This window comes from Mesorhizobium sp. M7A.F.Ca.US.006.04.2.1 (assembly GCF_004022915.1).
Classification (GTDB): Bacteria; Pseudomonadota; Alphaproteobacteria; order Rhizobiales; family Rhizobiaceae; genus Mesorhizobium; species Mesorhizobium ciceri.
Window position 1 is genome coordinate 1 of the sequence record NZ_RZQA01000118.1, and the last position, 10,488, is coordinate 10,488.

12 protein-coding genes are annotated in these 10,488 nt (G+C 63.1%); 8 read left to right on the top strand and 4 right to left on the bottom strand.

Annotation, left to right across the window (positions count from 1 at the left end):
- The first annotated feature begins 150 nt into the window (after nt 1-150).
- From EN925_RS09120 to coaA, 6 genes are all read left to right on the top strand, one after another.
- Entirely contained in the window at nt 151-441 is a 291-nt protein-coding gene (locus tag EN925_RS09120; protein ID WP_013528347.1) for a DUF1330 domain-containing protein, read from the top strand.
- Between the two features lie 4 nt (nt 442-445).
- Nucleotides 446-1,189 (top strand): 1-(5-phosphoribosyl)-5-[(5-phosphoribosylamino)methylideneamino]imidazole-4-carboxamide isomerase, encoded by a 744-nt coding sequence (hisA, locus tag EN925_RS09125; protein ID WP_013528346.1) that lies wholly within the window; start codon nt 446-448, stop codon nt 1,187-1,189.
- A complete protein-coding gene (locus EN925_RS09130) occupies nt 1,186-2,022 on the top strand; it encodes an arginase family protein (protein ID WP_063170994.1) in 837 nt (278 codons plus the stop codon). Before hisA ends, EN925_RS09130 begins: the two co-directional genes overlap by 4 nt.
- Nucleotides 2,019-2,813, top strand: coding sequence for an imidazole glycerol phosphate synthase subunit HisF (hisF, locus tag EN925_RS09135; RefSeq protein ID WP_024501998.1), 795 nt, complete (start codon nt 2,019-2,021; stop codon nt 2,811-2,813). Before EN925_RS09130 ends, hisF begins: the two co-directional genes overlap by 4 nt.
- 70 nt (nt 2,814-2,883) lie before the next feature.
- A complete protein-coding gene (locus tag EN925_RS09140; protein ID WP_063170995.1) occupies nt 2,884-3,207 on the top strand; it encodes a phosphoribosyl-ATP diphosphatase in 324 nt (107 codons plus the stop codon).
- Between the two features lie 24 nt (nt 3,208-3,231).
- Nucleotides 3,232-4,191, top strand: coding sequence for a type I pantothenate kinase (gene coaA / locus EN925_RS09145; RefSeq protein WP_013528342.1), 960 nt, complete (start codon nt 3,232-3,234; stop codon nt 4,189-4,191).
- Here the strand turns inward: coaA and EN925_RS09150 are convergent.
- The 4 genes from EN925_RS09150 to EN925_RS09165 form a co-directional block, all read right to left on the bottom strand.
- Complete coding sequence (locus tag EN925_RS09150; protein WP_127369979.1) at nt 4,178-4,807, bottom strand: alpha-ketoglutarate-dependent dioxygenase AlkB; 630 nt, start codon at nt 4,805-4,807, stop codon at nt 4,178-4,180. The genes coaA and EN925_RS09150 overlap by 14 nt on opposite strands.
- Before the next feature lie 104 nt (nt 4,808-4,911).
- Nucleotides 4,912-5,385 (bottom strand): peptidoglycan-binding protein LysM, encoded by a 474-nt coding sequence (gene lysM, locus EN925_RS09155; RefSeq protein WP_013528340.1) that lies wholly within the window; start codon nt 5,383-5,385, stop codon nt 4,912-4,914.
- A gap of 90 nt (nt 5,386-5,475) precedes the next feature.
- Complete coding sequence (arfB, locus tag EN925_RS09160) at nt 5,476-5,913, bottom strand: alternative ribosome rescue aminoacyl-tRNA hydrolase ArfB (protein ID WP_027161031.1); 438 nt, start codon at nt 5,911-5,913, stop codon at nt 5,476-5,478.
- An 83-nt stretch (nt 5,914-5,996) separates the two neighbouring features.
- Complete coding sequence (locus EN925_RS09165) at nt 5,997-7,607, bottom strand: phosphoenolpyruvate carboxykinase (protein ID WP_128336470.1); 1,611 nt, start codon at nt 7,605-7,607, stop codon at nt 5,997-5,999.
- 343 nt (nt 7,608-7,950) lie between these two features.
- Between EN925_RS09165 and EN925_RS09170 the strand changes: the two genes are divergently transcribed.
- Both EN925_RS09170 and EN925_RS09175 read left to right on the top strand, forming a co-directional pair.
- Nucleotides 7,951-8,652, top strand: coding sequence for a response regulator transcription factor (locus tag EN925_RS09170; RefSeq protein ID WP_013528337.1), 702 nt, complete (start codon nt 7,951-7,953; stop codon nt 8,650-8,652).
- Nucleotides 8,653-8,672: 20 nt separating this feature from the next.
- Entirely contained in the window at nt 8,673-10,457 is a 1,785-nt protein-coding gene (locus tag EN925_RS09175; protein ID WP_024501992.1) for a sensor histidine kinase, read from the top strand.
- The last annotated feature ends 31 nt before the right edge of the window (nt 10,458-10,488 follow it).

The following is a 10,488-nucleotide window of genomic DNA, read 5'->3' on the forward strand; positions in this document are numbered from 1 at the left end:
CCCGGAAAAGAGCCAGGCGCTGGGCCTCGCCCTGATCACCAATTTCCTGCGCTGGAGGCCCTAGAGCATGATCCCGAAAAGTGGACCCCGGTTTTCTCGGACAAACGGTCCCGTTTGTCCCGAGATCATGCTCAAGCAAAGGGGAAACCGATGAGCAAGAAGGGTTACTGGATGGCGATGGTCGAGGTGACCGATCCGGAAAACTATCCGCTATACATTGCCGCCAACAAAGCGGCTTTCGACAAATATGGCGCAAAATTCCTGACCCGCGGCGGTCAGTCGTCGAGCCCGGAAGGGTCGTCGGGCAATCGCCATGTCATCATCGAGTTCGAGAGCTACGCGGTCGCACTCGCCTGCTTCCATTCGCCCGAATACCAGGCGGCGCTGAAGTTCCGACGTCTCTATTCGACATCGCATTTCGCCATTGTGGAAGGCGCCTGAACGGATGATCCTTTTCCCCGCCATCGATCTCAAGGACGGCCAGTGCGTGCGCCTGAAGCACGGCGACATGGCCACCGCGACCATCTACAACGATGATCCTGCAGCGCAGGCGCGGGCCTTCGAGCAACAGGGCTTCGAATGGCTGCATGTCGTCGACCTCAACGGCGCTTTCCAGGGCCAGAGCGTCAACAGCGCGGCGGTCGGCGCCATCCTCAAGGCGACGAAGAACCCTGTGCAGCTCGGCGGCGGCATCCGCACGCTGGCGCAGATCGAGGACTGGCTCGATCGCGGGCTGGCCCGTGTCATCCTCGGCACGGTGGCGGTGCGTGACCCGGACCTGGTCAGACAGGCCTGCAAGGCGTTTCCGGGCAAGGTCGCCGTCGGCATCGACGCCAAGGGCGGCAAGGTCGCCGTCGAGGGCTGGGCCGAGGCGTCGAGCCTCGGCGTCGTCGAACTGGCGAGGAAATTCGAGGGCGCCGGAGTCGCCGCCATCATCTACACCGATATCGACCGCGACGGCGTTTTGACCGGCATCAACTGGGACGCCACCATCGATCTCGCCGATGCCGTATCGATCCCGGTCATCGCGTCGGGCGGCCTCGCCTCGATCGCCGACATCGTGCGCATGACCATGCCCGATGCGCAAAAGCTCGAAGGGGCGATCTCCGGGCGCGCGCTCTATGACGGCCGCATCGATCCGGCCGAGGCCCTGGCGATCCTGCAGGGCAGGGCGGAGACGCGGACGTGAAAATCTCCATCATCCTGGCCTCCTACGACAGCGGCCATTACCATGGCGGCATGGGCCAGGGCCCGGACGCACTGATATCAGGCGGGCTCGTCGACGCGCTGACCATGGCCGGCCATGACGTTACGGTGGAAGACATCGGCAGGGTCGGAGACATCCAGGAGCGCGAGATCGCCACCGGCTTTGCTGTCTGCAACGCGGTTGCGACCGAGGTTCGCCTTGCCCGTGACGCCGGCCGGTTTCCCATCGTCCTTGCGGGAAACTGCCTGACATCAGCCGGTGCGGTCGCCGGCGAGGACGCCGATGCGATCATCTGGGCCGACCAGCATGGCGACCTCAACACGCCCGAGACATCGGCGTACGGGTTTCTCGACGGCATGGCGCTGGCGACGGTGCTTGGCCTGTGCTGGAGGCCGATGGCTTCGGCCATTCCCGGCTTCAAGCCGATCGATCCGTCGCGTTGCGTGCTCGTCAACGCGCGCGATCTCGATCCGGACGAGAAGCGGCTGCTGGAGACATTGCCGATCGTGCGGACGGAATGCTCCGGGGTGGCCCAGGCGACCGAAAGACTGAAGATCGCCGGCGCCAAACGCGTGCACATGCATCTCGACATGGACGTGCATGATCCCCGCGAGTTGCAGGCCAACCGCTATATCACTTCGGGCGGCCCGAGCCCGGAGCAGTTGCGCGACGCCACTTGCGCCATGGCGATTGCGGTGCCGGTCGTCGGCATCACCGTCTCCGCCTACGACCCGGCTTTCGACGCGCAGGCCGATGTGCCGCCGCTGGTCGGTCAATTGCTGAACGATCTCATCGCCACGATAGAGGGCCGCTGATGCTGAAAGCCCGTGTCATCCCCTGTCTCGACGTCAAGAACGGCCGTGTCGTCAAGGGCGTCAACTTCGTCGATCTCGTCGACGCCGGCGATCCGGTCGAGGCGGCCAAGGCCTATGACGCGGCCGGCGCCGACGAGCTTTGCTTCCTCGACATCACTGCTTCGTCGGACAATCGCGAAACCATCTTCGACGTCATCGCACGCACCGCCGAACAATGCTTCATGCCGCTGACCGTCGGCGGCGGCGTGCGCCAGGTCGCCGACATCAGGAAGCTGCTCTTGGCCGGCGCGGACAAGGTGTCGATCAACACGGCGGCGGTGAAGAACCCGGATTTCGTTGCCGAGGCCGCCGACAAGTTCGGCAACCAGTGCATCGTCGTCGCCATCGACGCCAAGAAAGTGTCCGCCACCGGTGAGGCCGACCGCTGGGAAATCTTCACCCATGGCGGGCGCGAAAAGACCGGCATCGACGCGGTCGAGTTCGCGCGGAAAATGGTCGATCGCGGCGCCGGCGAGATCCTGCTGACCTCGATGGATCGCGACGGCACCAAGGCCGGCTACGACATCGCGCTGACCCGCGCGATATCAGACGCCGTGCGTGCGCCGGTCATCGCTTCCGGCGGCGTCGGCACGCTCGACCACATGGTCGAAGGCATTCGCGACGGCCATGCCGGCGCGGTGCTGGCCGCGTCCATCTTCCATTTCGGTACCTACACGATAGCGCAGGCCAAGGCGCATATGGCCGCCGCAGGGCTGCCGATGCGGCTGGACTCTGTGAATAATCGGCCCTAAAGCATGATCCCGAAAAGTGGGAACCGGTTTTCGGAAAAGATCATGCCTAAACAAGCAGATAGATGGCGCCATGGCTGAGTTTTCGCTGTCAGATCTTGAAGAAACCATCAGGGAACGCGCCCATTCCGGCGACCCGGACTCGTGGACGGCAAAACTGTTCGCGCGCGGCATCGACAAGGCGGCGCAGAAACTCGGCGAGGAAGCAGTCGAGACGGTGATTGCCGCAGTCAAGGGCGACAAACAGGCCCTCGTTTCGGAAAGTGCCGATCTTATATATCATTGGCTCGTCGTTCTCGGCCTCTCGGGGGTTTCGCTGAGCGACGTGCTCAAGGAGCTCGAAGGCCGCACCCGGCGTTCGGGCATCGCCGAGAAGGCGTCACGGCCCAAGGGCTGACCGCGAGGAAGGGCAGGTATCTCGATGGATCAGCTCGCGCCGACCGAGAAGTATTCCCCGTTTCGCTTCTTCTCCGCCGAGCAATGGTCGCAATTCCGCGCCGACACGCCGCTGACGCTGAGCGCGGACGAATTCCGCCGCCTGCGCTCGCTCAACGATCCGGTCGATCTCGAAGAGGTCACGCGCATCTATCTGTCGCTGTCGCGGCTGTTGTCGGCTCATGTCGAAGCGAGCCAGCTGCTGTTTCGGCAACGCCAGGCCTTCTTCAACGCGGTCGACGTGGTCAAGACGCCCTTCATCATCGGCATCGCCGGTTCCGTCGCGGTCGGCAAATCGACGACCGCACGCGTGCTGAAGGAGCTTTTGGCGCGCTGGCCGTCGAGCCCCAAGGTCGATCTCATCACCACCGACGGCTTCCTGCTGCCCAACGAGGTCCTGCGCCGCGAGAACCTGATGGAGCGCAAGGGTTTTCCAGACAGTTACGATGTCGGCGCGCTGCTGCGCTTCCTGTCGGGCATCAAGTCGGCGCTGCCCGATGTCCGCGCGCCGGTCTATTCGCACCTCACCTATGACGTCATTCCCGGCGAGTTCGTCACCATCGACCGGCCCGACATATTGATCTTCGAAGGCATCAATGTCCTGCAGCCCGGCAAGCTGCCGCAGGACGGCAAGATCGTGCCTTTCCTGTCGGACTTCTTCGATTTCGCCATCTACATCGATGCCGACGAGAAGCTGATCCACAACTGGTACATTTCCCGCTTCATGCGGCTGCGTGAGACCGCCTTCCGCAATCCGGACTCCTTCTTTCACCGCTACTCGCAGCTGTCGGAGGGTTCGGCGCGCGCCATCGCCGAAGGGCTGTGGACCAACATCAATTTGAAGAATCTGCGCGAGAACATCCTGCCGACGCGGGCCCGCGCCGACTTGATCCTGCGCAAGGGGGCCGACCACCTGATCGAGGAAGTGGCGCTCAGGAAGCTGTGACGGCCGGCTTCGTCACCCGTCGCAATGTCAAATTGATCCGCCCACCGTTTTTCAGCAGTGCCGAGGTCGAGGGATAGATCCGATCGACGCCGTGAAAGCACAGCCGCCCCTCACCGCCGAGCACCACGACGTCACCGCTTTGCAGCCTGAACGACTTGGTGGCGCCATCACGCGTGGTCTGGCCAACCCGGAACAGGCAGTCGTCGCCGAGCGAGACGGAGACGACCGGCGCCGAAAAATCGGTCTCGTCGCGGTCCTGATGCAGGCCCATCTTCGCATCCGCCGTGTAGAAATTGATCAGGCACGCTTCCGGCGGATGCGGATAGCCCGAGACCTCGCGCCACAGGTCGAGCAGCGCATCCGGAATTGGCGGCCAAGGCTCCCCGGTTAGCGGATGCGCCGGCTGGTAACGATAGCCGTGCTCCTTGTCGGTAACCCAGCCCAGCGGCCCGCAATTGGTCATGCGCACGCTCATCTCCTTGCCGGTGCGCGGCATGGCCGGCACGAACAGCGGCGCCTGCTGCACGATCCGTCTCACCTCGTCGACCAGTTCTTCCTGCACGGTGCGTGACAGGTAGGCCGGCATGTGGCGGACGCCTTTGGGCAGAACGAGCACGGATTCGATCGCCTTTTGGATGGTTCGGAACCGTAAAATGTCACGATCAAATGAAAACGGCGACCCGAAAGCCGCCGCTCTTGTCGAATTGGCAGTAGCCTCGATTAGGCGAGGTCGGGGATGCGCAGCACCTGGCCCGGATAGATCTTGTCGGGATGGGTCAGCATCGGCTTGTTGGCCTCGAATATGACCGTGTTCTTGACGCCTTGGCCCTTGCCGTAGCTTTTCTCGGCGATCTTCCAGAGATTGTCGCCCTTCTTCACGGTGTAAAAGGTGGGCTCCTTGGCGGGGGCGGCGGCCGTGCCAGGTGCTGGCGCGACCTGTAATTCGTCCGCCTGCACCTTGGAGACGCCGAGCGTGTTGCCGACGGCGATGACCGCCTTCTCGAAAATCGACTGGTCCTTGACCACACCCTTCAGCACCGCCGTATCGCCGTTGACGACGACCTCGACGCCATCGGTGCCGAGCTTGTGCGAATCGAGCTCCTTCTTGAGTGTGTCGGCCGTGGGTGCGGCTTCGTCGTCACCGCCGATGCCCAGTTTCTTGCCGACACTCTTGACGAAATCGAACATGCCCATCGTTGGTCTCCATTGCTGTGGTGGGTGATCGCAGCTTGCCATCTGCAACCCAGAATTGGAAGCCGCCCGCGCGTTGCAGCTTCGCGGTGCTTAATCGTTCTCCACCCGGCCGCGCAGCTTCTTGATCGTGCCGCGCCCGGCCTTGCTCTTCAGCCGCCGTTCCACGGCACCTTTCGACGGCCGCGTCTTCTTGCGCGGCGGCGGTGGCGGCTCGGCGGCCTTGGCGACCAATGCCGTCAGCCGTGCCCGCGCATCCGCCCGGTTCTGTTCCTGGGTGCGGAAGCGGCCCGCTTCGATGACGATGACGCCGTCCTTGGTGGCACGCTGGCCGGCAAGCTTGATCGTCCGCTCGCGCACGCGCTCCGACAGACCCGCTGCGTTGGCGGCGTCGAAGCGCAGTTGCACCGCCGTCGCCACCTTGTTGACGTTCTGGCCGCCGGGACCGGACGAGCGGATGAAATCCTCGTGCAGGTCGCCCGGATGGATCACCGCATCGCCTGATATGAAGATATTGTCGTCGCTCGCCATGCCGCAGTCATGGCGCGGCGGATCGAAAAAGAAAAGGCCCGATCGAACCGGGCCTTTCAACGAAGCTGAACCTTGTGGCGCGATTACTCCGCGGCTTCCTGCATGCGCGGCGCCGCACCCAGCACCACGGCGTCGACATGGCTTTCGAATTTCTCGAAATTGACGGCGAACATGCCGACCAGCCTTGCCGCCTGCCGGTCATAGCCGGCCTTGTCGGCCCAGGTGGAGCGCGGGTCGAGAATGGCGCTGTCGACGCCTCGAACCGCCACCGGCACCTCGAAACCGAAATGAGGGTCGGTGCGGAACTCGGCCGTCTTGAGCGAGCCGTCGAGTGCGGCGGCAAGCAAGGCGCGCGTCGCCTTGATCGGCATGCGCTTGCCGGTGCCGTAGGCGCCGCCGGTCCAGCCGGTGTTGACCAGCCAGCAATCGGCGCCGTGGCGGGCAATCAGCTCGCGCAGCAGATTGCCGTATTCCGATGGATGGCGCGGCATGAACGGTGCGCCGAAACAGGTCGAAAACGTCGCTTCGGGCTCGGTCACGCACTTTTCGGTTCCGGCCACCTTGGCGGTGTAGCCGGAGAGGAAATGATACATCGCCTGCGCCGGGGTCAGCCGCGCGATCGGCGGCATCACGCCGAACGCATCGGCGGTCAGCATGATGATGTTCTTCGGATGGTTGGCGCGGCCGGTCTTGCTGGCGTTGGGGATGAAATCCAGCGGGTAGGCGCAGCGTGTGTTTTCGGTCAGCCTTCCGTCGTTGAAATCCGGCACGCCATCAGCGTCGAGCACGACATTTTCCAGCACCGTGCCGAAGCGCTGCGTGGTGGCGAAGATTTCCGGCTCGGCTTCCGCCGACAGCTTGATCGTCTTGGCGTAGCAGCCGCCTTCGAAATTGAAGATGCCGTGGGGTCCCCAGCCATGCTCGTCGTCGCCGATCAGCGTGCGCGAGGGATCGGCCGAGAGTGTCGTCTTGCCGGTGCCCGACAGGCCGAAGAAGATGGCTGCGTCGCCGGCCATACCCTCGTTGGCCGAGCAATGCATCGGCATCACGCCTTTCGCCGGCAGCAGATAGTTGAGCATGGTGAACACCGACTTCTTCATCTCGCCGGCATAGGAGGTGCCGCCGATCAGCACGATCTTGCGCGTGAGATCCACGGCGATCACCGTTTCAGCGCGGCTGCCGTGGCGGGCGGGATCGGCGCGGAAGGACGGCAGGTCGATGATCGTCATGTCAGGCACGAAATGCTCGAGCTCGGCGGCATCGGGACGAATGAGCAGATTGCGGATGAACAGCGAGTGCCAGGCAAATTCGGTGATCACCCTGGTCGGCAGCTTCAGCTCCGCATCGGCGCCGCCGATCAGGTCCTGGACGTATAGATCCTTGTCCGCGGCATGCGTCTGGAAATCGGCGAGCAGCGTGTCGAACTGGGCTTGTGAAATTGCCTTGTTGTTGTCCCACCAGACATGCGGTTCGGTGTCGCTGTTGCGGACGACAAACTTGTCCTTGGGCGAGCGGCCGGTATGCTGGCCTGTCTCGGCGACCAACGCGCCATGTGCGGTCAAGCGGGCCTCGCCGCGCCGGATCGAGTCCTCATAAAGAGCAGCCGCACCGAAATTATAGCGCACCACGCCGGTGGTTTTCAGGCCGATATGATCGATCGCGCAGGCGGAATTGCGTTTGCCGACTTCCGACATCGAGTGTCCCTCTTGGATTTGCCGCATCTTTGCCGGCACGTTCCCGGCACGCCCACTACGCGGGCTGAGATGGTCAGAACCAGAAAAGACGAATGATATCAAATCATTAATCGATTTAAATATTTTGAAAGTTGTTTAAATCGTTTATATGTGCAAAAAGTTTGGCGGTTGCCCAAAGGATTGGCGATGTACGTTCGTCCAATCCCTGTCGAGGTAGGATTGTGGCCGCCGGCATGCCGCGCGTGACAGCGGACAAGGCCTATGCCACATTTTGTACCTAATTTGTCCTGCAAAAGCCCCTTCTCTACGACAGAAGGGACAGCTCATGAGGGAGCCGCTTGAAATGGCAACAATCGCGCTTGTCGATGACGACCGCAACATTCTGACATCGGTGTCGATCGCCCTGGAATCCGAGGGGTATCGCGTCGAGACCTACACGGATGGTGCGTCGGCGCTGGAAGGCCTGGCGGCACGCCCGCCGAACCTTGCCATCCTCGACATCAAGATGCCGCGCATGGACGGCATGGAACTGCTGCGCCGAATGCGCCAGAAGTCCGACCTGCCGGTGATCTTCCTGACCTCCAAGGACGACGAGATCGACGAATTGTTCGGCCTCAAGATGGGCGCCGACGATTTCATCCGCAAACCCTTCTCACAGCGCCTGCTGGTCGAGCGCGTGCGCGCCGTGCTGCGCCGCGCCAGTGCCCGCGAGGCCGCCGCCAAGACACCCAGCCAGCAGGCCCGCTCTCTCGAGCGCGGCCAGCTCGTCATGGACCAGGAGCGCCACACCTGCACCTGGAAGGGCGAGCCGGTGACGCTCACCGTCACCGAGTTCCTGATCCTGCATTCGCTGGCGCAGCGTCCCGGTGTCGTAAAAAGCCGTGATGCGCTGATGGATTCGGCTTATGATGAACAGGTCTATGTCGACGACCGCACCATCGACAGCCACATCAAGCGGCTGCGCAAGAAGTTCAAGGCCGTCGACGACGACTTCGAGATGATCGAAACCCTTTACGGAGTCGGATACCGGTTCCGCGAAGCATAAGTAGCAGGGCCTGCTATTCGATGGCAGTGGAAGCACAGCGAACAAGACCGGCGGGCGCCTCCAGGCGGCCGTCGCGGATCATGCCGTCCTTCGTCTCGAAGATCACGGTGCCGATGCGCCGCTTCCTTGGCCATCACATCTTTTCCAGCCTGACGCGGCGTATCCTGTTCCTCAACCTTGCCGGCCTCGCCGTCCTGGTGACCGGCATCCTCTATCTCAACACCTTCCGCGACGGGCTGATCGACGCCCGCGTCGAAAGCCTGATGACCCAGGGCGAGATCATCGCCGGCGCCATCGCCGCTTCGGCGACGGTCGAGACGGATTCGATCAGCATCGACCCGGAAAAGCTGCTTGAACTGCAGGCCGGCGAAAGCCTGGGGCCGGGCTCCGACCAGCTCGACAATCTCGATTTCCCCATCAACCCGGAGCGTGTTGCCCCGGTGCTGCGAAGGCTGATCTCGCCGACCAGGACCCGCGCCCGCATCTATGACCGCGACGCCAATCTGCTGCTCGATTCGCGCCACCTCTATTCGCGTGGCCAGATCCTGCGCTACGACCTGCCGCCGGTCGAGGAAGAAGAGCCCGATCTGGTCGAGCGCATCCAGAAATTTGTCTTCGACTTCTTCCGCAACACCGAGCTGCCGGTCTATCACGAGCAGCCGGGCGGCAATGGCGCCGCTTTCCCGGAAGTGGTCAAGGCGCTCACCGGCAGCCCTTCGACCATCGTGCGCGTCAGCGAGCAGGGCGAGCAGATCGTTTCGGTGGCGGTGCCGATCCAGCGCTTTCGTGCCGTCCTGGGCGTGCTGATGCTGTCGACCGAAGGCGGCGACATCGACAAGATCGTCGCCGCCGAGCGCAAGGCGATCCTGCGCGTCTTCGGCATCGCGGCCCTTGTCACCGCCATCCTGTCGATGCTGCTCGCCTCGACCATCGCCAATCCGCTGCGCCGGCTGTCGGCGGCGGCGGTGCGAGTGCGGCGCGGCGTCAAGAGCCGTGAGGAGATCCCCGACTTTTCCGACCGCCAGGACGAGATCGGCAATCTGTCGATCGCCATACGCGACATGACCAACGCGCTCTACGCCCGGATCGAGGCGATCGAAAGCTTCGCGGCCGATGTCTCGCACGAGCTGAAGAACCCGCTGACGTCGCTGCGCAGCGCGGTGGAGACCCTGCCGCTGGCCAAGAACGACGATTCGCGCGGCCGGCTGATGGATATCATCCAGCACGATGTCAGGCGGCTGGACCGGCTCATCACCGATATTTCCGACGCATCGCGCCTGGACGCGGAACTCGCGCGTGAAGATGCGGGAACGGTCGATTTGAAGAAATTCATCACCGATCTGGTCGCCGTTTCGCGCGAAGCGACGCGCAACAAGAAGGCGGTCGAGATCGAGTTCAAGGCCGCCAAACTGCCGCAGGGCGTCAAAGGCTATGTCGTCGTCGGCCATGATCTGCGCATCGGCCAGGTCATCACCAATTTGATCGAGAACGCCCGTTCCTTCGTTCCCGAGGATCATGGCCACATCAGCCTGTCGCTGGCGCGTGCCGGCAAGTTCAACATCGTCACCATCGACGACAATGGCCCCGGCATCCGCGCCGACAACATCGACCGCATCTTCGAGCGCTTCTACACGGATCGGCCGGCCGGCGAGGCGTTCGGCCAGAATTCGGGCCTTGGCCTGTCGATATCCAGGCAGATCGTCGAGGCCCATGGCGGCACGCTCACCGCCGAGAACATCCCCGGCACCAAACCCGGCGAGATCAAGGGCGCGCGTTTTGTGGTGACGTTGCCGGCCGAAGGCTGAGAGCATGAATTCCAACCATGCCTGGTCCAGC